Source organism: Halomonas rhizosphaerae (assembly GCF_030012485.1).
Taxonomy (GTDB): domain Bacteria; phylum Pseudomonadota; class Gammaproteobacteria; order Pseudomonadales; family Halomonadaceae; genus Halomonas; species Halomonas rhizosphaerae.
In genome coordinates this window covers 173,803-198,730 of sequence record NZ_JASCQQ010000027.1, presented here as the reverse complement: position 1 = coordinate 198,730, position 24,928 = coordinate 173,803, and the positions used below count along the sequence as shown (strand labels likewise).

The 24,928-nt window shown below is 69.0% G+C and carries 21 protein-coding genes; 8 read left to right on the top strand and 13 right to left on the bottom strand.

Annotation, left to right across the window (positions count from 1 at the left end; translation table 11 throughout):
- Positions 1 to 6: 6 nt before the first annotated feature.
- Positions 7 to 981, bottom strand: a complete 975-nt coding sequence (locus tag QLQ86_RS12250) for a malate dehydrogenase (RefSeq protein WP_282817133.1) — start codon at positions 979 to 981, stop codon at positions 7 to 9.
- Between the two features lie 250 nt (positions 982 to 1,231).
- Between QLQ86_RS12250 and QLQ86_RS12245 the strand changes: the two genes are divergently transcribed.
- Together QLQ86_RS12245 and QLQ86_RS12240 are read left to right on the top strand one after the other, a co-directional pair.
- Positions 1,232 to 2,362, top strand: coding sequence for an efflux RND transporter periplasmic adaptor subunit (locus QLQ86_RS12245; RefSeq protein WP_282817132.1), 1,131 nt, complete (start codon positions 1,232 to 1,234; stop codon positions 2,360 to 2,362).
- 1 nt (position 2,363) lies between these two features.
- The gene (locus tag QLQ86_RS12240; protein ID WP_282817131.1) at positions 2,364 to 5,426 is read left to right on the top strand and encodes an efflux RND transporter permease subunit; all 3,063 of its coding nucleotides are present in this window, start codon (positions 2,364 to 2,366) and stop codon (positions 5,424 to 5,426) included.
- Between the two features lie 127 nt (positions 5,427 to 5,553).
- Here QLQ86_RS12240 and rsd read toward each other — a convergent pair whose 3' ends face one another.
- A complete protein-coding gene (gene rsd, locus QLQ86_RS12235; RefSeq protein WP_282734838.1) occupies positions 5,554 to 6,054 on the bottom strand; it encodes a sigma D regulator in 501 nt (166 codons plus the stop codon).
- 305 nt (positions 6,055 to 6,359) lie between these two features.
- Between rsd and QLQ86_RS12230 the strand changes: the two genes are divergently transcribed.
- From QLQ86_RS12230 to QLQ86_RS12210, 5 genes are all read left to right on the top strand, one after another.
- On the top strand, positions 6,360 to 7,502 hold the full coding sequence (locus QLQ86_RS12230) for an ABC transporter substrate-binding protein (RefSeq protein ID WP_282817130.1): 1,143 nt from the start codon (positions 6,360 to 6,362) through the stop codon (positions 7,500 to 7,502).
- Positions 7,503 to 7,571: 69 nt separating this feature from the next.
- On the top strand, positions 7,572 to 8,492 hold the full coding sequence (locus QLQ86_RS12225) for a branched-chain amino acid ABC transporter permease (protein WP_282734840.1): 921 nt from the start codon (positions 7,572 to 7,574) through the stop codon (positions 8,490 to 8,492).
- A complete protein-coding gene (locus tag QLQ86_RS12220) occupies positions 8,485 to 9,516 on the top strand; it encodes a branched-chain amino acid ABC transporter permease (protein WP_282734841.1) in 1,032 nt (343 codons plus the stop codon). Before QLQ86_RS12225 ends, QLQ86_RS12220 begins: the two co-directional genes overlap by 8 nt.
- The gene (locus tag QLQ86_RS12215) at positions 9,509 to 10,252 is read left to right on the top strand and encodes an ABC transporter ATP-binding protein (RefSeq protein WP_282734842.1); all 744 of its coding nucleotides are present in this window, start codon (positions 9,509 to 9,511) and stop codon (positions 10,250 to 10,252) included. The genes QLQ86_RS12220 and QLQ86_RS12215 overlap by 8 nt, the downstream gene beginning before the upstream one ends.
- Position 10,253: 1 nt before the next feature.
- Positions 10,254 to 10,934, top strand: a complete 681-nt coding sequence (locus QLQ86_RS12210) for an ABC transporter ATP-binding protein (protein ID WP_282734843.1) — start codon at positions 10,254 to 10,256, stop codon at positions 10,932 to 10,934.
- A gap of 169 nt (positions 10,935 to 11,103) precedes the next feature.
- Here the strand turns inward: QLQ86_RS12210 and QLQ86_RS12205 are convergent, their stop codons facing one another.
- The 9 genes from QLQ86_RS12205 to yrfG all read right to left on the bottom strand — a co-directional run bounded on the left by QLQ86_RS12205 (position 11,104) and on the right by yrfG (position 21,096).
- Positions 11,104 to 12,003: an alpha/beta hydrolase gene (locus QLQ86_RS12205; RefSeq protein ID WP_282817129.1), complete on the bottom strand. Its 900-nt coding sequence runs from the start codon at positions 12,001 to 12,003 to the stop codon at positions 11,104 to 11,106.
- Positions 12,004 to 12,012: 9 nt separating this feature from the next.
- Positions 12,013 to 12,549: a disulfide bond formation protein B gene (locus tag QLQ86_RS12200; protein WP_282734845.1), complete on the bottom strand. Its 537-nt coding sequence runs from the start codon at positions 12,547 to 12,549 to the stop codon at positions 12,013 to 12,015.
- On the bottom strand, positions 12,546 to 14,168 hold the full coding sequence (gene gshA / locus QLQ86_RS12195) for a glutamate--cysteine ligase (protein ID WP_282817128.1): 1,623 nt from the start codon (positions 14,166 to 14,168) through the stop codon (positions 12,546 to 12,548). Before gshA ends, QLQ86_RS12200 begins: the two co-directional genes overlap by 4 nt.
- Before the next feature lie 84 nt (positions 14,169 to 14,252).
- Positions 14,253 to 16,610 (bottom strand): Tex family protein, encoded by a 2,358-nt coding sequence (locus QLQ86_RS12190; RefSeq protein ID WP_282817127.1) that lies wholly within the window; start codon positions 16,608 to 16,610, stop codon positions 14,253 to 14,255.
- A gap of 56 nt (positions 16,611 to 16,666) precedes the next feature.
- Positions 16,667 to 17,164, bottom strand: a complete 498-nt coding sequence (gene msrB, locus QLQ86_RS12185) for a peptide-methionine (R)-S-oxide reductase MsrB (protein ID WP_282734848.1) — start codon at positions 17,162 to 17,164, stop codon at positions 16,667 to 16,669.
- 138 nt (positions 17,165 to 17,302) lie between these two features.
- A complete protein-coding gene (locus QLQ86_RS12180; protein ID WP_282734849.1) occupies positions 17,303 to 18,871 on the bottom strand; it encodes a phosphoenolpyruvate carboxykinase in 1,569 nt (522 codons plus the stop codon).
- Positions 18,872 to 19,142: 271 nt separating this feature from the next.
- On the bottom strand, positions 19,143 to 20,018 hold the full coding sequence (gene hslO, locus QLQ86_RS12175; protein WP_282734850.1) for an Hsp33 family molecular chaperone HslO: 876 nt from the start codon (positions 20,016 to 20,018) through the stop codon (positions 19,143 to 19,145).
- Positions 20,019 to 20,027: 9 nt separating this feature from the next.
- On the bottom strand, positions 20,028 to 20,414 hold the full coding sequence (hslR, locus tag QLQ86_RS12170) for a ribosome-associated heat shock protein Hsp15 (protein WP_282734851.1): 387 nt from the start codon (positions 20,412 to 20,414) through the stop codon (positions 20,028 to 20,030).
- Positions 20,407 to 21,096: a GMP/IMP nucleotidase gene (yrfG, locus tag QLQ86_RS12165; protein ID WP_282734852.1), complete on the bottom strand. Its 690-nt coding sequence runs from the start codon at positions 21,094 to 21,096 to the stop codon at positions 20,407 to 20,409. Before yrfG ends, hslR begins: the two co-directional genes overlap by 8 nt.
- 139 nt (positions 21,097 to 21,235) lie before the next feature.
- On the opposite strand from yrfG, the gene nudE reads away from it, so the two are divergent.
- Positions 21,236 to 21,841, top strand: a complete 606-nt coding sequence (gene nudE, locus QLQ86_RS12160; protein ID WP_282734853.1) for an ADP compounds hydrolase NudE — start codon at positions 21,236 to 21,238, stop codon at positions 21,839 to 21,841.
- Positions 21,842 to 21,856: 15 nt separating this feature from the next.
- On the opposite strand, the gene QLQ86_RS12155 is transcribed toward nudE, so the two are convergent.
- Both QLQ86_RS12155 and ilvD read right to left on the bottom strand, forming a co-directional pair.
- Positions 21,857 to 22,945, bottom strand: coding sequence for an oxidoreductase (locus tag QLQ86_RS12155; RefSeq protein ID WP_282817126.1), 1,089 nt, complete (start codon positions 22,943 to 22,945; stop codon positions 21,857 to 21,859).
- An 82-nt stretch (positions 22,946 to 23,027) separates the two neighbouring features.
- Positions 23,028 to 24,872, bottom strand: a complete 1,845-nt coding sequence (ilvD, locus tag QLQ86_RS12150; protein WP_282817224.1) for a dihydroxy-acid dehydratase — start codon at positions 24,870 to 24,872, stop codon at positions 23,028 to 23,030.
- Between the last annotated feature and the right edge of the window lie 56 nt (positions 24,873 to 24,928).

Genomic DNA, 24,928 nt, shown 5'->3' with positions numbered 1-24,928 from the left:
TGGGGTTTAGCCCAGCAGATGCTCGACGGCGGCGCGCTCCTCGCGCAGCTCGTCCTCGGTGGCCTTCATGCGGCCACGGCTGAACTCGTCGACCTCGAGGCCCTGGACGATCTCGTACTTGCCGTTCTTGCAGACGACCGGGTAGGAATACATGATGCCGGGCTCGACGCCGTAGCTGCCGTCGGCGGGAATGCCCATGCTCACCACCTCATCGGTACCCAGCGCCCAGTCGCGCATGTGGTCGATGGCCGCGGAGGCCGCCGAGGCCGCGGAGGAGGCACCACGTGCCTTGATGATCGCGGCACCGCGCTGCTGGACGGTGGGAATGAAGTCGTTCTCGTACCAGTCACGCTCGACCAGGTCGAAGGCCGGGGTGCCGTCCACCTTGCAGTGTGCCAGGTCGGGATACTGGGTCGCGCTGTGGTTGCCCCAGACGATCATCTGCTCGACGTCGGTGACGTGCTTGCCGGTCTTCTGGGCCAGCTGGGTCTTGGCACGGTTGTGGTCCAGACGCATCATCGCGGTGAACTGGCCCGCGTCTAGGTCCGGCGCGTTGCAGGAGGCGATCAGGGCGTTGGTGTTGGCCGGGTTGCCCACCACCAGCACGCGCACGTCGCGGCTGGCGTTGTCGTTGAGCGCCTTGCCCTGCACGGAGAAGATCGCCGCATTGGCTTCCAGCAGGTCCTTGCGCTCCATGCCCGGACCGCGCGGACGGGCGCCGACCAGCAGGGCGAAGTCGGCATCCTTGAAGGCGACATTGGCATCGTCGGTGGCGACGATGTCCTGGAGCAGCGGGAAGGCGCAGTCGTTGAGCTCCATCACCACGCCGTTGAGGGCGTCCATGGCCGGCGGGATCTCCAGCAGCTGCAGGATGACCGGCTGGTCCTTGCCCAGCATGTCGCCGGAGGCGATACGGAAGGCGAGCGAGTAGCTGATCTGGCCGGCAGCGCCGGTGATGGCAATACGGACGGGATCTTTCATGGTGGCTCCTTGGGTTTTCAACGCGCGGGTTGTCGCCGTGAGGATGAGCCGGGCCGGCATGCCGCCTGCCCTGGCCGGAATTCGAACCGCCAAGATGTTATGCCTGCACTGCACAAAACTCAATTCGACCTGCGGCTAGGTCAGGTACCGCCGGCGACACCCCGGCACCCCCTGCGCTATGCTGGCAGCCTGTCGACCCGGGCCGCCAGGCCCCGTTCTCGAACGTCGCGCCGCACCAGGGAAGGTCCGCATGCCTCGTCGTCTCCCCCCGCTCTCCGTCCTGCTCGCCATCGGGCTGGCCTGCCTGCTGCTGATCTGGCTGGCACTCGGGGACATCGAGGGGTTCCGCGATACCCCACCCGAGGGCGACGAGGCCGAGGGGCCGGCGCTGACCCGGGTCGAGGTGGTGGAGCGCCAGGCACGGGCCCACTCGCCGCGGCTGGTGCTACAGGGCCAGCTCGAGGCCCACCGCGAGGTGGAGCTGCGTGCCCGGCAGTCAGGCCGGGTGGAGACGTTGCCCGTCGCCCTGGGCGCGCGGGTCAGCCGGGGCGAGACGCTACTGGCGTTGGCCCGCGAGGAGCTTCCCGCCCGGCTCGAGCAGGCCGAGGCCGAACTGGCCCTGGCGCGGGGCGAGCTGGCCGGCGCCGATTCCCTGCGCCGTCGTGAGCTGATCTCCAATCCCGACTACCTGCGTCTGCAGAGCGGCGTCAGCCGGGCCCTGGCGGAGGTCGCCGCCCTGCGCCGCCAGCTCGACGACACCCGCCCCGAGGCGCCCTTTGACGGGGTGCTCGACCGCCTCGACGTGGAGCTCGGCGACCTGGTCCAGGTCGGCGAGGCCTGGGGCCGGCTGGTCGACGACTCGCGCCTCACGGCCCTCGCCGCGGCCCCCCAGCGGGATGCCCTGTCGCTGGAGCTCGGACTGCCCGCCGAAATCCAGCTGCTCGACGGCACCCGCCTTGCCGGCGAGCTGAGCCACGTCGCCAGCCGCGCCGACGACAGCACCCGCAGCTTCCCCGTCGAGGCGACGGCGGCCAATCCCGAGGGACGCCGCCTGGCCGGTGCCAGCGCCACCCTGGTCATCCGCCTGCCCGAGCGCCGGGTACATCGCCTCTCCCCTGCCCTGCTCGAGCTCGATGGCGACGGGCGGCTGGCGGTGAAGCACCTGGACGACGACGACCGGGTGCGCCTCACCCCGGTCGAGCTGGTCAGCGCGGATGCCGAAACCGCCCGGGTGGCCGGGCTGCCCGAGCGGATCCGGCTGATCACCCTGGGCGGCGGCTTCGTCGAGGCCGGCGAGCGGGTGGAGGCCGTCCCCGTCGCGACGGCTACTCCGCAGGCTGGCACGCAGGCCGGCCCGGACGCGCCCGGGGACGCGCGCTGACATGCGCACCCTGATCGAGGCGGCACTGGATCGCTCGCGCACCACCCTGCTGTTGCTGGTCGCGCTGCTGCTGGCGGGGCTCGCCGCCTGGCAGGCGATCCCCAAGGAGGCCAATCCCGACGTCACCATCCCCATCATCTATGTCTCGATGTCGCTGGAGGGGGTCAGTCCCGAGGACGGCGAACGCCTGCTGGTGCGACCCATGGAGCAGGAACTGCGCAGCATCGAGGGACTGCGCAAGATGACCGCCCAGGCAAGTGAGAGCCATGCCGCGGTCACCCTGGAGTTCGATGCCGGCTTCGATCCCGACCAGGCGCTGACCGACGTGCGCGAGAAGGTCGACATCGCCCGCGCCGAGCTGCCCGCCGAGGCCGACGAACCGCGGGTCACGGAGGTCAACGTGGCGCTCTTTCCGGTGCTTTCCATCGGCCTCTCGGGGCCGCTGGAGGAGAACCGGCGGCTGGCCGTGGCACGCCGCCTTCAGCAGGAGATCGAGGGCATCCCGGAAGTGCTCGAGGTGGACATCGGTGGCGACCGCGAGGACCTGCTGGAGATCGTCGTCGACCCCCTGGTGCTCGACAGCTACGGGGTCGACTTCACCACCCTGTTCAACCTGGTCAGCCGCAACAACCGACTGGTGGCGGCGGGCAGCCTGGACACCGGGACCGGACGCCAGGCGCTCAAGGTGCCGGGCATCATCGAGCGCCTCGAGGACGTCATGGCGATGCCGGTGAAGATCGACGGGGACCGGGTGGTGACCTTCGGCGACGTGGCCTGGATCCGCCCCACCTTCAAGGACCCGGAGGGCTTCGCCCGCATCGACGACCAGCCGGCCCTGGTGCTGGAGATCTCCAAGCGGGCCGGTGCCAACATCATCGCCACCGTGGCGCAAGTGCAGGGGCTGCTCGACGAGGCGGCCGGCCTGATTCCCGACGAGTTGGAGATCACCACCATCCTCGACCAGTCCGAGACCGTGCGCGACATCCTCTCGGAACTGCTCAACAACGTGGTCACCGCCGTGGTGCTGGTGCTGGTGCTAATCCTGGCCGCCATGGGCCTGCGCTCGGCACTGATGGTGGGCCTGACCATCCCCGGGGCCTTCCTGACCGGCATCCTGCTGATCTGGGCCCTCGGCTACACCCTCAACATCGTGGTGATGTTCGCGCTGATCCTGGTCGCCGGCATGCTGGTGGACGGCGCCATCGTGGTCAGCGAGCTGGCCGACCGCCACCTGCGCCAGGGCCAGCCGCCCCGGGAGGCCTGGATCCGGGCCGCCACGCGCATGAGCTGGCCGGTGATCGCCTCCACCGCCACCACCCTGGCGGTCTTCGTGCCGTTGCTGTTCTGGCCGGGCGTGGTGGGCCAGTTCATGAAGTACCTGCCGATCACGGTGATCCTCTGCCTGCTGGCGTCGCTGGCCATGGCGCTGGTGTTCCTGCCGACCCTGGGCGGGGTCTTCGGCGTGCGCAGCGCCGGCGCCACCCGGGATGCCGAGCTGGTCACCGCCGGCGGACGGCTCTACCGGGGCCTGCTGGCCCGCCTGCTCGCCCGGCCCGGCCTCACCCTGCTGGTCACCCTGCTGCTGATGGCGCTGATCTATACCGCCTACGCCCGCTTCAACCATGGCGTCGAGTTCTTCCCCAACGTCGAGCCCGACACCGCCCAGGTGCTGGTGCGCTCGCGGGGCGACTTCTCCGCCGCCGAGACCGATGCGGTGGTGCGACGGGTCGAGGCGCGGCTCGCCGGCATGAGCGAGGTCCAGGCGCTCTATGCGCGCTCCTTCGCCGTGCCCGACCAGCAGCTCGGCGGCGACGTGGTGGGGGTACTGCAGTTCCAGCTGATCGACTGGCAGCGGCGCCGCCCGGCCAGCGCGATCCTGGCCGAGATGGCCGAGCGCACCCGCGACCTGCCGGGTATCCAGCTGGAGTTCCGCGAACAGGAGATGGGGCCGGCCGGCGGCAAGCCCATCGTGCTGGAAATCAGCGCCGAGGAGCCGGGCCTGGCCGACCAGGCCGTCACCGAACTGCGACGGACCATGACCGAGCTGGGCGGCTTCCGCGACATCGAGGACAACCGCAGCCTGCCGGGCGTGGAGTGGCGGGTGAAGGTGGACCGCGAGGCTGCCGCCCGCTTCGGCACCGACGTGGCAAGCGTAGGCAGTGCCGTGCAGCTGATCACCACCGGGCTGCAGGTGGCGAGCTACCGCCCCGCCGGCGTCAACGACGAGGTGGATATCCGGGTGCGCCTGCCGCGGGGGGCCCGCTCGCTGGACCAGCTGGGCCGCCTGAGCATCAATACCCGCCGTGGACAGGTACCGATCTCGCACTTCGTCTCGCTGGAGCCCGCCCCCAAGGTGGGTATCCTGCACCGCATCGACGGGCGCCGGGCCGTCACTCTGGAGGCCGACGTGGAATCGGGCTGGAGCGCCGACGAACGGCTGCGGGCACTGCTCGAGGCGGCCAAGGCGCCTACCGAGGGGGTGATGGTGAACGTGGCCGGCGAGCAGGAGGACCAGCAGGAGGCGATGCGCTTCCTGGCCACGGCCTTCCTGGTGGCGATCTGCCTGATGGCGCTGATCCTGGTCACCCAGTTCAACAGCCTCTACCAGGCGGCGCTGGTGCTCTCCGCCATCGTCTTCTCCACCGCCGGCGTGCTGCTCGGCCTGCTCGCCAATGCCCAGCCCTTCGGCATCGTCATGGTGGGCATGGGCATCATCGCCCTGGCGGGCATCGTGGTGAACAACAACATCGTGCTGATCGACACTTACAACCAGCTGCGCGGTGACGGGCTCGCTCCCGGCGAGGCGGCCCTCGAGGCCGGCGGCCTGCGCCTGCGCCCGGTGCTGCTCACCGCCGTGACCACGGTGCTGGGCCTCGCGCCCATGGTGCTGGGCGTCAACGTCGACCTGATCACCCCGAGCCTGGGGCTGGGCGCCCCCTCGACCCAGTGGTGGACCCAGCTCTCCAGCGCAATCGCCGGCGGCCTGACCTTCGCCACCGGCCTGACCCTGCTGCTCACGCCCTGCATGCTGGTGCTTGGCGCGCGACTGGACCGCCGGCTCTAGGCAGCGCCGTCAGCCTCGCATCAGGTGGACACGGCACCCGCAACGAGAACGCCCCATCGACCTCGGGAGCCGATGGGGCGAATCATGACGATGCGGATCGTGGCTTCGTCTCGAGAGGACGGTGGGCTCAGGCCCGGGAGTCGGCCTCGGCGCGAGTGGCATCCGGCGCATGGGCCGCATGCAGGCGGGCGATCAGCTGGTCCTCGAGGGTGAAGCGTTCGCTGAGCCCCCGGCTCAGGCGGTCGAGCCAGGCGGGGAGTCGACGCATATGGTGCTGGGCACGGGCGGGACTGTCGTAGTCGCGATCGAAGGAGAGCACCAGTTCGGTGGACATCTCCAGGCGCTCGAGCAGGCGGTCGGCGAGCTCCAGGGCCTGGTGGTCGTCGAAGGCCTTGGCCTCCTCCCGCAGCTGGGGATAGACCTCGAAGTGGCCGGCGCTGATGTAGTCCATCAGCAGTTCGCCGAAGGTATCGACGCGCTCCGCGCTCACCGCCTCGAGCTCGGCGTCACAGGCCTGCTTCAGCGCGGCAAAATGGATCAGCAGCTCACGGCGCTCGTGCAGCCAGCGATCGATCAGCTCGTGCACGCCTCCCCAGCGCTCCAGGGCATTCTTGCAGTCTTCCAGCATGGGTGCCTCCCTTGCCCGATGCGGCCAGCCACTCGGGGCCCTCGACCCGCGAGTTGACAGACTCGCGCCTGCCGGGCCCGGTGTCAATCCCGTTGCCGCCTCAGCGCGACGTGGCGCTTGAGTCGCCGCGGCTTGCCCGCGAGGATGGGCAGGCGGAGCGGCCCGTCAGGTAGCGCGAGGGGAGCGTGGAGAGGCCATCCCGTCATTCGTAGTACCGTACGTCAGTACCGTCTAGCGGTACCTTGCGTCGGCGCCAGCCGCCGCCATCACAACGCCACGACATCAGGACTCTGGAGGGGATTCCCATGAACAAGCTGACCCGCGCCGGCCTCGGCCTGCTGATGACGACCGCCGTGGCCACGGCTCAGGCCGAGGAGGTCAGGATCGGCATGATCACCACCCTCTCGGGGGGAGGCTCCCATCTCGGCGTCGATGTCCGCGACGGCTTCATGCTCGCCATCGACCAGGCAGACCGCGGCGACATCGAGGTGCTGATCCAGGACGACGCCCGCCGCCCCGACCTGGCCAAGACGCTCTCGAACGAGTTCATGCAGCGCGACGAGGTCGACATCATGACCGGCATCATCTGGTCCAACCTGGCCATGGCCGTGGTGCCCTCCGTGGTCCGCCAGGGGACCTTCTATCTCTCGCCCAATGCCGGCCCCTCGGCGCTGGCCGGGAAGATGTGCCACGAGAACTACTTCAACGTGGCCTACCAGAACGACAACCTGCACGGCGCGATGGGCGCCTGGATGCGCGAGCAGGGCTACGAGGCCCCCATCCTGATGGCGCCTAACTATCCCGCGGGCACCGATGCTCTGGCCGGCTTCAAGCACCTCTACGAGGGTGAGGTCATCGACGAGATCTACACCCAGTTGGGCCAGACCGACTACGCCGCCGAGATCGCCAGGATCCGCGCCAGCGACGCCGATAGCCTGTTCTTCTTCCTGCCTGGCGGCATGGGCATCTCCTTCATGAAGCAGTGGGAGAACTCGGGGGTGGAGATGCCGGTGTTCGGAGCGGCCTTCTCGTTCGACGAGACGATCATCAAGGCGGTGGGCAGCGCCGCGATCGGCGCCATGAACACCTCACAGTGGGCCTACGACCTGGAGAACGCGGCCAACCAGGCCTTCGTCGAGGGCTTCCGTGAGGCCTACGAGCGGACCCCGACCCTCTATGCGGCCCAGGGCTACGACACCGCCCGCCTGATCCTGAGCGCCCTGGAGAAGGCCCACCCGAGCGACAAGGACGCCTTTCGCGAGGCCCTGCGCGAGGCCGACTTCGACTCGGTGCGCGGCAAGTTCCGTTTCGGTCCGAACCACCACCCGATCCAGGACATCCATGTCCGCGAGGTGGTCGAGGGCGAGGACGGCGAGCCGACCAACCGCCTGGTCGGCCTGGCCGTCGAGGACATCCAGGACGTCTATGCCGAGCAGTGCCGGATGTGATCGTCGCGATGCCGGGCCGGGCGTGGTCCCGGCACCGCCCCTTCCTTCGTTCCACCAAGGATGCCTGACGTGTCCGTTACCCTGCTGATCGAGCAACTGATCAACGGCCTGCAGCTCGGTACCATGCTCTTCCTGATGGCCAGTGGCCTGACCCTGGTGTTCGGGGTCATGGGGCTGATCAACCTGGCCCATGGCTCCTTCTACATGGTCGGGGCCTATGTCACCGCCCTGGCCACCGCCTCGACCGGCTCCTTCCTGCTGGGGCTGGCCGCCGGCGTACTGGCGGCCGCCGCGGCGGGGGCCATCGTCGAGCTGCTGGTGATCCGCCGTCTCTACCGGCGCCAGCACCTCGACCAGGTGCTGGCCACCTTCGCGCTGATCCTGATCTTCTCCGAGGGCACCCGCTGGCTGTTCGGCTCCTCGCCGCTGTGGCTCAGCCCGCCCGAGGCGCTGGCCGGGTCGGTGGCCCTGCCCGGCGGCTCCCGCTATCCCGTCTACCGGCTGGTGATCATCGCCGTGGGCGTGGTCGTTGCTGCCGGCCTCTACCTGCTGATCGCGCATACCCGGCTGGGCATGCGCATCCGCGCCGGCGAGAGCGACCGCGAGATGATCGGCGCCCTGGGGGTCAACATCCGGCGGCTCTATACCCTGGTGTTCGCCCTGGGCGCCGCCCTGGCGGGCCTGGCCGGGTCACTGGTGGGCGCCCTGCAGTCGGTGCAGGTGGGCATGGGCGAGCCGGTGCTGATCCTGGCCTTCGTGGTGATCGTGATCGGCGGCATCGGCTCGATCAAGGGTGCCCTGCTCGGCGCCCTGCTGGTCGGCCTGGTGGATACCCTGGGCCGGGTCTTCCTTCCCGCCCTGTTCGGCCAGTTCATGGCGCCGTCGGACGCCGCCGGGGCCGGGACAGCCCTGGCCGCCATGCTGATCTACATTCTCATGGCGGTAATTCTGGCCTTCAAGCCGAAAGGACTCTTTGCCGCCCATGACTAGGCTCCATCCCACGACCACCCCCGCCGCGGAGCGCCCGGCTGGCACGAACCGCTGGCTGGACCGCGCACACCTGGTGCAAGGCGGTCTTCTGACGCTGATGCTGCTGGCCCCCGTCGCCGCCCACCTGCTGGGGGAGGTCTACTACGTCAATCTCGCCTCGCGCATTGCCCTGGTGGCCATGGCCGCGGTGGGACTCAACCTGGCCATCGGCTACGGCGGCATGATCAGCTTCGGCCATGCCGCCTACTTCGGCCTGGGCGGCTACGTGAGCGGCGTCAGCGCCTACCACGCCTTCGACGGCAGCCTGGTGATGGGCCTGCCCGGCAGCGACGACATGCTGGTGATCTGGCTGGCGGCCGCGCTGCTCTGCGGCCTGCTCGCCCTGGTGATCGGCGCCATCTCGCTGCGCACCAGCGGGGTCTACTTCATCATGATCACCCTGGCCTTCGCCCAGATGGCCTACTACTTTGCCAACTCGTGGCCCGACTACGGGGGCGAGGATGGCCTGCCGATCTATCTGCGCAATTCCCTGCCCGGGCTCGACACCAACCACGCCCTGAGCTTCTTCCTGGTCTGCTTCACGGGCCTGGTGTTCTCCCTGGCGCTCACCTCGCGACTGATGAAGTCCCGCTTCGGGGCCGCCCTGAGCATGGCGCGGCTCAACGAGACCCGCCTGGCCACCGCCGGTATCTCGCCCTTCCCCATCCGCCTGGTAGCCTTCGTCATCTCGGCGATGATCACCGGCCTGGCCGGTGCCCTCTACGCCGACCTGAACGGCTTCGTCAGTCCCTCCATGCTGAGCTGGCACCTTTCCGGCGAACTGATGGTGATCGTGATCCTAGGCGGGGTCGGGCGCCTCTACGGGCCGCTTGCCGGGGCCATCCTCTTCGTGTTGATGGAGACCCTGCTGGGGGGGCTGACCGAATACTGGAAGTTCTTCCTCGGCCTGGTGCTGCTGGGCGTGGTGCTGTTCGCCAGGCAGGGCGTGATCGGCTGGCTGGCCGGGAGGGAGCGCCATGAGTGAGGCCGTGCTGTCGATGTCCGGCCTGCACAAGCGCTTCGGTGCACTGCAGGCCACCCACGACGTGTCGCTGGACCTGAGGGCCGGCGAGATCCATGCCCTGATCGGCCCCAACGGCGCCGGAAAGTCGACGCTGATCGCCCAGATCGCCGGCAGCCTCAGGCCCGATGCGGGGCAGATCCATCTGGGGCAGCGCGACATCACCGCCCTGGGGGTCGCCCGCCGGGCACGCCTCGGCCTGGGACGGAGCTTCCAGGTCTCGTGCCTTGCCGAACCGCTCAGCGTGCTGCGCAACGTGATGATCGGCGCCCAGGCGCTGCAGGGCCACAGCTTCCGCTTCTGGCGGCCGGTCAGCCGCGATCGCAGTTTGCTCGAACCCGCCTATGAGGCACTTGAGCGCATGCACCTCGCCCACCGTGCCGACACGCCGGTAGCGGCGCTCTCCCATGGCGAGCGCCGCCAGGTAGAGGTGGCCTGCGCGCTGGTCCTCGAGCCGCGGGCCCTGCTCCTGGACGAGCCCATGGCGGGTCTCGGCCCCGAGGGGTCGGCGCGGCTCACCGAACTTCTCGAGACGCTGAAACGGGAAGTCCCCATCCTGTTGATCGAACATGACATGGACGCGGTGTTCCGGCTGGCGGATCGCATTTCCGTGCTGGTAGCGGGCAGCGTCATCGCCCATGGCGACAGCGCGGCCATCCGCCGGGACCCGCGCGTCCGCGATGCCTACCTGGGAGACTGAGATGCTCGTCATCGCCGACATCGAGACCTTCTACGGGCCGTCCCAGGCGCTGTTCGGCGTCAGCCTGCAGGTCGAGGCCGGCGAGATGGTGGCGCTCATGGGGCGCAACGGCATGGGCAAGACCACCACCATCCGTTCGCTGTTCGGCCTGACGCCGGCGCGGCGCGGACGCATCGAGTTCGAGTCGCGGGACCTGCGGCGCCTGCCGGCCTACCGCATCGCCCAGTGCGGCCTGGGGCTCGTGCCGGAGGGCCGCCGCTGCTTTCCCAACCTGTCGGTGCACGAGAACCTGATGGTGACCGCCCGCCCCGGTCCCTGGACCCGGGAGCGCGTCGAGAGCCTCTTCCCGCGGCTGGCCGAGCGGCGCCGCCAGATGGCGGCCACCCTCTCCGGCGGCGAGCAGCAGATGCTTGCCATCGGTCGCGCCCTGATGACCAACCCGCGTCTGCTGGTACTCGACGAGGCGACCGAGGGCCTGGCACCGGTCATCCGCCAGGAGATCTGGTCAGCGTTGCGCCTGCTCAAGGCACAGGGCCAGTCGACGCTCATCGTCGACAAGTCGCTCGGCGAACTGCTGCCGGTCGTCGACCGCTGCACCATTCTGGAGAAGGGACGCACGGCGTGGGAGGGGCCGCCAGAGGCGCTGGATACCGGCATCCGCGACCGCTATCTGGGTGTCTAACTGCCCTTCGGGGATCGCAGTTCGACATGACGAGGGGCGCCGGGGACAAGTCGAAGAGGAGGTCCTACGCCAGGGAAGGCGTCGGTAGCGTACAGGGAGGTATTCACAGCGCCTCCTCGATGGTCCGGCATCCCGGGGCTTGTCGACGGATCAGCCCCGAGTGATACCGCTATCTGCGATAGCCCTGGGGATGGAAGGCGGTGATGCCCTCGACGAAGCGCCCGCCGGGGCGATAGTGCTCGAGAAGCGTGAAGTGGTCATCACCGGGCAGCAGCTCGCTCTCGACCGGCCGCCCCTGGGCCTGCAGGTGCGCGGCCTGGGCCTGCATCTGGCGCGCGAACTCGCTGGACTCCTCGCCCCCGGCAACCAGCCGCACCGCGGCCGGGACGCGACAGGGCCGCCGCACGGGACTGTAGTCGCTCACGTCACGCCCGGTGAGCTGCAGCTTGGGCTGCAGCCATGACCAGGGGAAGGGCCCGAGGTCGTAGAGGCCACTGACGCACAGCGCCCCCCTGATCAGGTCGTGGGGCAGACCGTACGTGCCTTCCCAGTCGGTGGCCAGCAGCATGGCGCAGAGGTGCCCGCCGGCGGAGTGGCCCGAGACGCTGAGCTGGCGCGGGTCGACACCCAGTGCCCCCGCATTGCGATGGACCCACGCCAGCGCCGCCCGGCTCTGGCGCACCACCTCGCCGAACGCCACCGCTGGGCAGAGGGCGTAGTTTACCACCGCCACCGTGATGCCCGACGCCACCAGGCCGTCGACGACGAAGCTGAATTCCTTGTGGCTGAGCGAGCGCCAGTAGCCGCCATGGAAGAAGAGGTGGCAGGGAGCAGGCTTGCCCTCCTCTCTCCCCTCCGCGCTCTCCTCCCCCATGCCCTCGGCATGGAAGAGATCCAGGCGCTCGGCAAGCGTCGGCCCGTAGGGCAGATCGAGCGTTACCCGATGGCGCTGGCGGGAGGCCGCGCTACGCGCGCGCCAGTCCTCGAGCAGGGCCGCCGGGTCGCGCCCCCGCATGGGGTCGTAGGCCCGGTCGATCGCCTCCTGGGAGGCCAGGTCTCGATAGAGCATGGCCCGAGCCTAGCCCTGCCAGTGATAGCCGCGACGCGGGCGATTGGCCGCCAGCAGCAGGCCCAGCGGGACCAGCGCGAGCACCAGAAAGCCGGCCAGGGTCCAGCCGGGCAGCGAGATGCCAAGCAGCAGGAAATCGATCTCGGCGCATTCTCCCGAGCCGGAGAGCACCTGGGCCAGCACCTGCTGCAGGGGCAGGATCTCCATCATGTAGTCGAGCCCCGGGCCGCAGCTCGGTACCTCGTCGGCGGGCAGCGACTGCAGCCACAGGTGGCGCCCCGCCACGGCGATGCCGCCGCCCACGGCGACCAGCGACAGCAGGCCGTAGGTCACCGCACCCGCGCGGCCCTCGGGGTCGTGGATCGCGGCGACGAGGAAGACGGCGGCGGCGGCCAGCACGGCCACCCGCTGGAAGATACACAGCGGGCAGGGCTCCAGCCCGACGAGGTGCTCGAGCCCCAGGGCCACGGCCATCATCAGGGCGCAGAAGGCGAGGCCCGCGAGGCTCCACTCGCGGACCGAGAGGCGCCGAAGGTCGTCGATCATGACGTCTCTCCCGTCTGTAGCGGCGTGACGGCCCGCACCTCTCGGGCGCGCTCGAAGTAGCGAGCCAGGAAGGCGTCGAAGTCCTCGGTGTCTGCCGCCTCGAGGTCCTGCTGCTGCGCCAGGGACGTTGCCACCAGTTCGTCGAACATCGACTCCCGGGACGGGTCAATGGAGGTGTCACGGAAGTCTTGGGCCTGTTCCCGGGCGAGGCCCAGCATGGCCTCGACGAAGGATTCCCCGGTCGACTCGAGGCGCGCCAGCAGGCGAGCGGAAGGCGTCAGGGCGGGGTCGTCGAGGCGCGGCGACAGGGCCGCCAGCGCCTCGCCATGGGGCTCTCCCTCTTCCAGGCGGTCGAGCAGCTCCGCCACCGCCACCATCTCGTCGAAGATCTCGCCCCCCCAGTCGGCGATGGAGCGGTGCCGACCATCCTGCAGCAGGCGCAGCTCGGGGTCCCGGCCGCGCTCGACCACCAGGCGGCGGTTGTCGTCCAGCCGGTCGCACTCGTCGTCGGGAATCCAGGGGCTCTCGCTGAGCAGGCACCACATCAGGAAGGTGTCGATGAAGCGGATCTGGGGCTCATCCACCCCCAGCGGCAGGAAGGGGTTGAGGTCCAGGCAGCGCACCTCGATGTACTCCACGCCGCGGGCCTCCAGTGCCTGGCTGGGGGTCTCGTCGTGGCGCGCCACCCGCTTGGGGCGGATGTCGCTGTAGTACTCGTTCTCGATCTGCAGGATGTTGGCATTGAGCTGGCGCCACTCGTCGCCCTCCTTCACGCCCAGCCTCTGGTAGTCCTGCCAGGGCGTGGCGATGGCGTGGCGCAGGGTGTTGACGTAGTTGGAAAGCGAGTTGAAGCAGATCTTCAGCTGCTCCTGGACCTTGTTCTGGTAGCCCAGGTCCGACATGCGCAGGCTGGTGGCGTGGCGCGACACCAGGGTCTCCTCGCCATGCCGCTGGAGCTTCTCGGGCACCTCGCCGCTCGGCAGGAAGCTGTGATCCAGTGCCGGCGAGGCGCCGAACAGGTAGAGCAGCAGCCAGCTGTGGCGACGGAAGTTGCGGATCAGGCCGAAGTAGCGCGCCGAACGGTAGTCGCGAAGGGGGGTGTCGCGGTCACCCTCGAGCTCGCGCAGCAGCTGCCAGAGGTCATCGGGCAGCGAGACGTTGTAGTGCACTCCGGCGATGGACTGCATGATCCGTCCGTAGCGCAGGTCCAGCCCCTTGCGGTAGACGTGCTTCATGGTGCCCACGTTGGAGCGGCCGTAGTCGGCGATGGGGACGCTGTCATTGCCGTCCAGGCGCGCCGGCATGCTGGCCGGCCAGATCAGCTCGTCGTCAAGGTGACGATAGCTGAAGCGGTGCAGGTCGGCGAGGAAGGCCATGGCATCGCCCGGCCGACAATAGACCGGGGTGATGTATTCCAGCAGCGCCTCGGAGTAGTCGGTGGTGATGTGCGGGTGGGTCAGCTTGGAGCCCAGCGCGGCGGGATGCAGGGTGGCGGCGATGCGCCCCTCGCCGTCGACCCGCAACCCCTCCTTCTCGATGCCGCGGCGCAGGCGCCCGACCCGCCCCTGGTCGGCCAGGGACTTGAGTCGATCGACGCGGCTGGTGAGCGATTCGGACAAGATGGTCACCCCATATGTGGAAAGGCGGGCGCCATGGCGCCCGGCAAACGTCAGATTATGGTGCCGCCAGGCGGCGCTTCAAGGTCAGCGGCCCTTCTTTGCCTGCAGCAGGGCCGCCCCCAGGGCGCCCATCTGGTTGGCCGGCTCGGCCACCTTGCCGCCGCGGCCGGCCTTGCCGGCTCCCTGGCCCCGGCCATTGCCACGCCCGCGGCGCGGCGGGTCGGAGGCCTGGTCGCCCCCCCGGTCGTCGGGCTGGTCATCGAGGCGCAGGGTGAGGCCGATGCGCGAGCGCGCGAGGTCCACGCTCATCACCTTGACCCGCACGATGTCGCCGGCCTTGACCACGGTGCGCGGGTCCTCGATGAACTTCTCGGAGAGTGCCGAGATGTGCACCAGGCCATCCTGGTGGACGCCGATGTCGACGAAGGCCCCGAAGTGGGTGACGTTGGTCACGCTGCCCTCGAGGATCATGCCGGGCTCGAGGTCCTTCAGGGTCTCGACGCCCTCGCGGAACTCGGCCGCCTTGAACTCGGGGCGCGGGTCACGGCCCGGCTTGTCGAGCTCGGCGAGGATATCGGTGACCGTGGGCACGCCGAAGCGCTCGTCGGCGAACTCGGCGGGCTTGAGCGACCTGAGGGTGGCGCTGTCGCCGATCAGCCCGGCCAGCGGGCGCCCGCTGCGCTGGGCGATGCGCTCCACCAGCGGATAGGCCTCGGGGTGCACGGCGCTGGCATCCAGCGGATTGTCGCCGTTCATGATGCGCAGGAAGCCGGCGCACTGCTCGAAGGTCTTGGGCCCGAGGCGGCTGACGTCGAGCAGCGCCCGGCGGCTGGTGAAGGCACCCTCGGCGTTGCGACGGGCGACGATGTTGTCGGCCAGGGCCGCATTGAGGCCGGCGACCCGCGAGAGCAGCGCGCTCGACGCCGTGTTGAGGTCCACCCCCACGGCGTTCACGCAGTCCTCGATCACCGCCTCCAGGCTCCGGGAGAGCTGCAGCTGCGAGACGTCATGCTGGTACTGGCCCACGCCGATGGACTTGGGCTCGATCTTGACCAGCTCGGCCAGCGGGTCCTGCAGGCGCCGGGCGATGGAGACCGCGCCGCGGATGGAGACGTCGAGCTCCGGCAGCTCCCGGGACGCATACTCCGAGGCGGAGTAGACCGAGGCCCCCGCCTCGCTGACCATCACCTTGGAAAGCGCTTTCTTTCCGGCGAAGGCCTTGACCAGGTCGCCGGCGAGCCTGTCGGTCTCGCGGCTGGCGGTGCCGTTGCCCACGGCGATCAGCGCCACGTCATGCGTCTCCACCAGCCGGGCCAGCTCGGAAAGCGAAGCCTCCCAGGCATTGCGGGGCGCATGGGGGTAGATCGTGGCGTGCTCGAGGAACTGGCCGGTGGCATCCACCACCGCCACCTTGCAGCCGGTACGCAGGCCCGGGTCGATCGCCAGCGTGGCCTTCTGGCCCGCCGGCGCGGCCAGCAGCAGGTCCTTGAGGTTGGCGGCGAACACCTCGATGGCCTCGAGCTCCGCGCGCTCGCGCAGCCGCCCCATCAGCTCGGTCTCCAGGTGGGTATAGAGCTTGACCCGCCAGGTCCAGCGCACCACCTCGGCCAGCCAGCGGTCGGCGGGCCGGCCCTGGTCGCTGATAGCGAAGTGCCGGGCGATGGCCACCTGGGCCGGATGGAGCGGGGCCTCGTCCTCGCCGGGCAGGCGCAGGGCCAGCGCCAGCACGCCCTCATTGCGGCCGCGGAACATGGCCAGCGCCCGATGCGAGGGCACCCTGGCGAGCCGCTCGTCGTGCTCGAAGTAGTCGGAGAACTTGGCGCCCTCCTGCTCCTTGCCGGCGATCACCCGGGAGGAGAGCTCGCCCTCGCGCCACAACCGTTCGCGTAGCTGGCCGACCAGTTCGGGGTCCTCGGCGAAACGCTCCATGAGGATCTGCTTGGCCCCGTCCAGGGCCGCCTTGGCGTCCTCGATGGCGGGACTCTCGCCCCCGGCGGCGCGAAGGTACTTGGCCGCCTCTGCCTCGGGGACCAGGGCCGGGTCGGCCAGCAGGGTGTCGGCCAGCGGCTCGAGCCCCGCCTCCCGGGCAATCTGCGCCTTGGTGCGCCGCTTCTTCTTGTAGGGCAGGTAGAGGTCCTCGAGGCGCTGCTTGGTGTCCGCGGCACGGAGGCTGGCGGCGAGCGCATCGGTGAGCTTGCCCTGCTCGTCGATGGCGGCGAGCACCGTCTCGCGGCGCTCCTCCAGCTCGCGCAGGTAGGCGAGGCGCTCATGGAGCTGGCGCAGCTGGATATCATCGAGCCCGCCGGTGACTTCCTTGCGATAGCGGGCGATGAAGGGCACGGTGGCCCCGCCGTCGAGCAGTTCCACCGTTGCCTTGACCTGCGGCGGGCGAACGGCGAGTTCCTCGGCGAGGCGGCTGATGATCTTGTCGTGTGCGTCCATGAAATCCTTGGCAATCAAACGTCCAGACGATCGCGACAAGGTATCACAATCGGGATTCAGGCGGGGACGAATCGCAGCGCCAGGCCGTTGTTGCACCAGCGCAGGCCGGTAGGCTCGGGGCCGTCGTCGAAGACGTGGCCCTGGTGACCGCCACACCGCGCGCAGTGGTACTCGGTGCGCGGGAAGACCAGGAAGTAGTCGACGCTGGTCAGCAGGTGTCCCTCGACGTGCTCGAAGAAGCTCGGCCAGCCGGTCCCGGAGTCGTACTTCATGGCGCTGGTGAAGAGCAGCAGGTCACAGCCGGCACAGCGGTATTCGCCCTCGCGGGTCTCCTTGTCCAGCGGGCTCGAGAAGGCCGGCTCGGTCCCCTCCTCGCGCAGGATCTCGAACTGCTCGTCGCTCAGGCGCTCACGCCACTCGGCCTCGGAGAGCTCCAGCACCTCGAGCCCCTCGGCCCGCGTGAGGTCGGGCTTGGGCCGGGCCGCGGCCAACCCCGGCAGCAGCCCGGCGAGGCTGCCGGCTCCCAGCACGCCAAGAAAATGCCGTCGTTTCATGGTCTCTCTCCGCTGATGGGAATGACGAAGTCGCCAGCGTTCCCCTGAGGTGACGCCAGGACGCAAACGGGGGAAGGACATGCGTCCTTCCCCCAGTCAGACCGTCGATGCCATCGACGGTTCGCCGTTCTCTCGCCCTCAGGTCAGGCTGGGGCCCGCCTTGATGATCGCCTCGTTGACGCCCTCGAACTTCTTGAAGTTGTCGACGAACTTGGCGGCAAGCTCGTAGCGCTTGCGGTCGTAGGCGGCCTTGTCTTCCCAGGTCTCGCGCGGATCGAGCAGGCGGGAGTCGACGCCCGGCACGGCGGTGGGCACGGCCAGGTTCAGGCCCTCGACCTGGCGCGTCTCGACGTCGCGCAGCACGCCGGACTGGATGGCGCTGATGATGGCGCGGGTGGTGGGGATCGAGAAGCGCGCGCCACCTTCACCGTAGGCGCCACCGGTCCAGCCGGTGTTGACCAGGTAGACCTGGGCATCCTTCTCGGCCACGCGCTTGATCAACAGGTCGGCGTACTCGCGCGCCGGACGCGGGAAGAAGGGCGCACCAAAGCAGGTGGAGAAGGTCGCCTCGAGCCCGGCGGAAGAGCCCACCTCGGTGGAGCCCACCTTGGCGGTGTAGCCGGAGAGGAAGTGGTAGGCAGCGGCTTCCTTGGAGAGCACGGAGACCGGCGGCAGCACCCCGGACATGTCGCAGGTCAGGAAGACGATGGCATTAGGCTCCCCGGCGCGGTTCTCGGGCACGCGCTTCTCGACATGCTCCAGCGGGTAGGCGGCACGGGAGTTCTGGGTCAGGCTGTCGTCGGCGTAGTCCGGCTCGCGGCGATCGTCGAGGACCACATTCTCCAGCACGGTGCCGAACCTGATGGCCTGCCAGATGATCGGCTCATTCTTCTCGGAGAGGTCGATGCACTTGGCGTAGCAGCCGCCCTCGATGTTGAAGACGGTACCCGGCCCCCAGCCATGCTCGTCGTCGCCGATGAGATAGCGGGCCGGGTCGGCGGAGAGAGTGGTCTTGCCGGTGCCGGAGAGGCCGAAGAACAGCGTGGTCTCGCCATCCTCGCCGACGTTAGCCGAGCAGTGCATGGGCAGCACGTCGGCGGCCGGCAGCAGGAAGTTCTGTACCGAGAACATCGCCTTCTTCATCTCGCCGGCATAGCGCATACCGGCGATCAGCACCTTCTTCTGGGCGAAGTTGAGGATTACGCAGCCATCGGCGTTAGTGCCGTCACGGGCCGGATCGCACTCGAAGAAGGGGGCGTTGAGGATGGTCCACTCGTCCTTCACGGACGGGTTGTAGGCCTCGGGACGCACGAACATGGTGCGGCCGAAGAGGCCGTGCCAGGCGGTCTCGGTGGTGACACGCACCGGCAGGTAGTGGACCGGGTCACTCCCCACGTGGAGCTCGGAAACATAGTGCTCGCCGCCGGCCAGGTACTCATCGACCCGGGCCCAGAGCGCATCGAACTTCTCGGCGTCGAACGGGAGATTGACGCTGCCCCAGTCGATCTGGCCACTGGTGCTCGCCTCGTCGACGATGAAGCGATCCTTGGGCGAACGGCCGGTGCGCACGCCGGTGTTCACCACCAGGGCACCATTGGCGGCCAGACGCCCTTCCCCGTTGGCCACTGCCCGCTCGATCAGCTCGGCGCTGCAGAGGTTGACGTGGGAAATGGCGGCTTGCTGGGGGGCGGCTTGAGTCGTGGTCATGTCGTTTCCTGGGCCTTGCGGCCGCTTCTCTCTCGTGTGCCGGGCGTCGGTGACGCAACGTGGGTCATGCCTTGATCGCCGTGTGCGGGTCATTGCCGTCTTGTAGCCGGGCGATCGGACCGGAAAAAACGGCGCCATTATGGCAAAAACCCGGCCGTCGGGAAACGCCGTTCTTGGGCGAAGTTCATGTAGTTTTACTACTACATCGGCGCCGTTCACTACAGCTCACTTGAAGACACATGCTGCTATGCAGCACCGGAGCATGACGTCCTTAATGCAGGGTCGGAGGAGCTCCCTCCGGGTCGTCGAGCATCGCCTCGATCTCGGGCACCGGGAAGTGGTAGCGGGTATGGCAGAAGTGGCACTGGGTGTCGATGCCGCCCTGCTCGACCAGCACCTCGCGCAGCTCCTGCTCGCCCAGGGTCATCAGGGCGGAGGCGATGCGCTCGCGCGAGCAGGTGCAACCGAAACGTAGTGCCTTGGGGTCGAAGACCCGCACCGTCTCCTCATGGTAGAGCCGACGCAGCACCTCCAGCGGCTCGAGGCCGAGCAGCTCCTCGTCCTTCACGGTGTCGGCCAGGTGCACGGTGCGCTCCCAGGCGTCGGCATCCTGGTTACGGGACTCGTCGGGCAGGCGCTGCAGCAGCAGGCCGGCGGCGCGGCACCCGTCGGCGGCCAGCCACAGCCGCGTCGGCAGCTGCTCGGACTGGGCGAAGTAGGCGGCGAGGCAGCCGGCCAGGCTGTCGTGCTCGAGGGCCACGATGCCCTGATAGCGGTGGCCATCGGTGGGATCCAGAGTGATCATGATCTGTCCCTCCCCCACCAGCTCGCGGAAGCCGGCATCCTCGCCGGGAATCGGCGCATCCTCGGCCAGGCGAGCAATGGCGCGCAGCTCGCCGCCGGGATTGGACTCGGCCATCAGCAGGGCGAGCGCCCCCTGGCCGCGCACCTCGATACTCAGGGTGCCGTCGAGCTTGACGGTATCGGTGAGCAGGGCCACCGCGGCGAGCAACTCGCCGAGCAGGTGGTTCACCGCGGGGGGATAGTCGTGGCGCTCGAGCACCTCGCCGTAGGCGCGCTCGAGGGTGACGATCTCGCCGCGCACGTTGGTGTTGTCGAAGAGGAAACGCTGGATCTGGTCGGTCATTAGGCTCTCTTAGTCATCCTGCTGGCGTTGGAAGCGGTGGATCTCCCGGCGCTGCTTCTTGTCGGGACGCTTGAGCGGGTGCTGCATGACCTGGTTGGTGAGGCGGCGTGCCTCGGCCTCTCGCTCGCGGCGTGCGACACTCTCCTCGGTCTCGCGGTAGAGCGCGCGGGCCTCGGGCGCTCCGCGGCGCTGGTCGGACAGGGCTACCACCTCCACCTCCAGGATGTCCCAGCCCTGGGGCACCCGGATCAACGCTCCCACCTCCACGGTCTTGCTGGTCTTGGCCCGCCCGCCCTCGTAGTGGACCTTGCCGCCCTCGATGGCCTTCTTGGCCAGGGCGCGGGTCTTGAAGAAGCGCGCCGCCCACAGCCACTTGTCGAGCCTGACGCTATCCATGGACACCTCCCTCGCCCGCCGCAGGCGGCAGGTTGTCGGGCAGGATGCTGGCGAAGCGGTCCAGGGCGATGAACTCCTCGAGTTCCCGCTCGGGTCGGCGACTGTCGGGCTGCTTGATGCCCAGCAGGTGACGGATACCGAACTCCCGGGCACTCTCCAGCACCGAGGCATTGTCGTCGATGAACAGGGTGCGCTGCGGGTCGAAGGGCTCGATCTCCTGCAGGGCGAACCAGAAGGCCTGCTCCTCCTTGGGCACGCCGAGATCCGCCGAGGAGACGATGGCATCCAGGTACTCCTCGAGGCCGGTCAGCGGCAGCTTGAGTTCCAGGCTCGCGCGGTCGGCATTGGTGGCCAGCACCACCCGTGGATGGGCCGCCTTGAGCCAGCGGAGGAAGTCCAGGGCGTCGCTGCGCAGGCCGATCAGGTGCTGCACCTCTCGCTTGAGCGCCACCACGTCGACCCCCAGCTCGCGACTCCAGTAGGCCAGGCTGTACCAGTTGAGGGTGCCCTGCTCGCGGATGATTCGGGCGCGCAGCTCCTCCTGGGTCGCCTCGTCGAGGCGATGCAGTTCCACATAGCGCCGCGGCAGGTGCTCGAGCCAGAAGTGGCTGTCGAAATGCAGGTCCAGCAGGGTGCCGTCCATGTCCAGCAGGACGGTATCGATGGCGCGCCAGTCGATCATCGCTACTCCGGGGGTGAGTCGGGGGCCGTTGAGACGTAGTATTGTAACGAATCGCCATGCAGGGCGCACAGCGGCTGTCTGGCCTCCACGCATGCCCCTCTCGCTCGCCCCTTTCGCTCGCCAACAGGGAATCCCGCCCATGTCCGACCAGCACGACGCCTCCCGGCCCTGGCCCGTCAAACCGCACATCCTCGACCGGCGCAGCGTGGCGCGAAGTCGCCTCTTCCACGTCGAGGAGCTGGACCTGCGCTTCTCCAACGGCGCCGAGCGCACCTTCGAGCGGCTTACCGGCACCGGCCAGGGCATCGGTGCGGTGATGATCGTGGCCATGCCCGACCCGGAGCACGTGCTGCTCATCCGCGAGTATGCCGCCGGCTTCGAGGACTATGTGCTGACCCTGCCCAAGGGCCTCGTCGACCCGGGCGAGGATATCGTCACCGCGGCCAATCGCGAGCTGATGGAGGAGTGCGGCTTCGGCGCCAACCGCATCGAGCCCCTGGTGGAGCTGTCGCTCGCCCCCAACTACATGCGCCACCGCATGCAGGTGCTGCTGGCCAGCGACCTCTACCCGAGGCGCCTGCCCGGCGACGAGCCGGAGCCGTTGATCGTGGAGACCCACGCCATCGACGAGCTCTCGGCCCTGCTGGCCCGGGAGGACTTCCACGAGGCCCGCGCCATCGCCGCGTTGTTCATCGCCCGGGACAAGCTGCGCAGCGAGGCGCCCGTCGATGCCGGTCTCTGGTGAGCCCGGCGGCCTCCTCTACCGTGAGTGCAGCCGGCGCAGTGCGCTGTTGCCCTCCTTGAGCTTCACCCAGCGGCCCTGCCGGTAGCTGTCGAGTCCGCTCTCCAGCAGGGTCATCACGTCCAGCGCCGACTCGCTGGTGACCGGCGGGGGCGTGCCGTCGAGCAGGGCTCGAGCGATGCCGGCATAGAAGGCGGGATAGTCTCCCGGCACGACCGGTGCCTCGCGGCTCGTCAGGGCCGTTGATTCGCCCTCCCCCTCGTCGAGGGTCAGGGTACCGGGCGAGGGATCCACGCCCCAGCCCGGCGACGGGGCCTGTCCTTCCTTGAGCCAGGCCTCCTGGGGATCGAGCCCGTACTTCACGAAGCTGCCCCGGGTGCCGTGGACCCGGAAGCGCGGGGTCGGCTCGGCCACCAGGGAACTGGCCTGCAGGCTCACCCGCAGGTGGTCGTACTCCAGCAGCGCCAGGAAGTCGTCGTCCACCTCGGCCCCCTGGCGAGAGGTGGCGAGTTCCAGCAGGATCGCCTTGGGCATGCCGAAGAGCTGCCGGGCCTGGTCGAGCAGGTGCGGCCCCAGGTCGTACCAGATGCCACCGCCAGGCTTGTGATGGTCGCGCCAGCGGTCGGTGACCCGGGGGCGAAAGCGGTCGAAGCGCGACTCCAGCGCCACCACCCGTCCCAGGGTCCCCTCGTCGAGCAGCGCCTTGAGGGTCAGGAAGTCGCTGTCCCAGCGGCGGTTGTGAAAGACGCTCAGCAGACGCTCGGCGCCATCGGCCTGGGCCTTGAGAAGGCGGGCCTCGGAGGCGCTGACGCTGAAGGGCTTGTCGATCACCACGTGCTTGCCGGCATTGAGCGCCGCCTTGGCCAGCGGGAAGTGGGTGTCGTTGGGGGTGGCGATCACCACCAGGTCGATGTCGCGTCGTGCGAACAGCGGCGCCGCCTTGGGCAGCACCTCGACCTCGGGGTGGTCGGCCTCGACCCGCTCGGCATCGCCGCTGACCACGGCGGTCAGCTCCAGGCCGGGGGCGGCCTGGATCAGCGGGGCGTGGAAGGTACGCCCGGCCATGCCGTAGCCGACCAGGCCGACGTTGAGGGTCTGTGTCTTCATCGTGCGGGCTTCCCTGCAGGGGTCATGGGGCCCGGCCCGGGGCCGTGACTCGCGTCGCCAGGCATCCGGCCGGGTCTCGGGCTCAGTCTAGCCGGGTCAGGTCGCGCACCGCGCCCTTGTCGGCGGAGGTCGCCAGCAAGGCATAGGCCTTGAGGGCCGCCGAGACCTTGCGGTCGCGCGTGATGCTCGGCTTCCAGGCCTCTGCGCCCTTCGCCTCCTCCGCCTGACGACGGCGGGCGAGTTCCTCGTCGGTGAGCTTCACGTCGATGCGCCGATTGGGGATGTCGATGCGGATGAGGTCGCCGCTCTCCACCAGGCCGATGGCGCCGCCGGCGGCGGCCTCCGGCGAGGCGTGGCCGATGGAGAGTCCGGAGGTGCCGCCGGAGAAGCGCCCGTCGGTGAGCAGCGCGCAGGCCTTGCCCAGCCCCTTGGACTTGAGGTAGCTGGTCGGGTAGAGCATTTCCTGCATGCCGGGACCGCCCCGCGGGCCTTCGTAGCGGATGACGACCACCTCGCCCTCCTTCACCTGGCCACCGAGGATATGCTCCACCGCCTGGTCCTGGGACTCCACCACATGCGCCGGGCCCTCGAAGACCAGGATCGCGTCGTCGACGCCGGCGGTCTTCACCACGCAGCCGTCCTCGGCGATGTTGCCCTTGAGCACCGCCAGGCCCCCCTCGTGAGAGAAGGCATGTTCGAGGTCACGGATGCAGCCGCCGGCCCGGTCGCCGTCGAGGCTCGGCCAGCGGGCGGCCTGGGAGAAGGCCTCCTGAGTGGGGATGCCCCCGGGGCCGGCCTTGTAGAACTCCACTACCTCGGGACTCGGGGAGCGCATGATGTCCCACTCCTCAAGGGCCCCGGCCAGGCTCTCGCCGTAGACGGTGGGCACCCGGGTATCCAGCACCCCGGCGCGGTCCAGCTCGCCAAGGATGGCCATGATGCCGCCGGCGCGGTGGCAGTCCTCGATATGGTACTGCTGGGTATTGGGCGCCAGCTTGCACAGCTGTGGCACCTCCCGCGACAGACGGTCGATATCGGCCATGGTGAAGTCCACCTCGCCCTCCTGGGCGGCGGCCAGCAGGTGCAGGATGGTGTTGGTGGAGCCGCCCATGGCGATGTCCAGGGTCATGGCGTTGCGGAAGGCCGCCTTCGAGCCGATGGCCCGCGGCAGCAGGTGCGCCTCGTTGCCCTCGTAATAGCGCTTGGCCAGTTCGACGATGCGGCTTCCCGCCTCCTCGAACAGCCGGCGGCGGTCGGCGTGAGTGGCCAGCACCGTGCCGTTGCCCGGGAGCGCCAGGCCCAGGGCCTCCATCAGGCAGTTCATGGAGTTGGCAGTGAACATCCCCGAGCAGCTGCCGCAGGTCGGGCAGGCGCTGCGCTCGATCTCCTCGATCTCCTCGTCGCTGTAGCGATCGTCGGCGGCGGAGATCATCGCATCGATCAGGTCGATGCCGTGGTCGAGCAGCTTGGTCTTGCCCGCCTCCATGGGGCCACCGGAGACGAAGATCACCGGGATGTTCAGGCGCATGGCCGCGTTGAGCATTCCCGGAGTGATCTTGTCGCAGTTGGAGATGCACACCAGGGCATCAGCGCAGTGGGCGTTGACCATGTACTCGACGCTGTCGGCGATCAGGTCGCGGCTCGGCAGCGAGTAGAGCATGCCGTCGTGGCCCATGGCGATGCCGTCGTCCACGGCGATGGTGTTGAACTCCTTGGCCACCCCGCCGGCCCTCTCGATCTCGCGCGCCACCAGCTGCCCCATGTCCTTCAGGTGCACGTGACCCGGCACGAACTGGGTGAAGGAGTTGGCCACGGCGATGATCGGCTTGTGGAAGTCGTCGTCCTTCATGCCGGTGGCGCGCCACAGGGCGCGGGCACCGGCCATGTTGCGGCCGGCAGTGGTGGTGCGGGAACGATACTCGGGCATGGTGTCCTCTTCGTCATGCATGCCGCCCCTCGCCTCCTCGATCGCTCGAGGAGCCT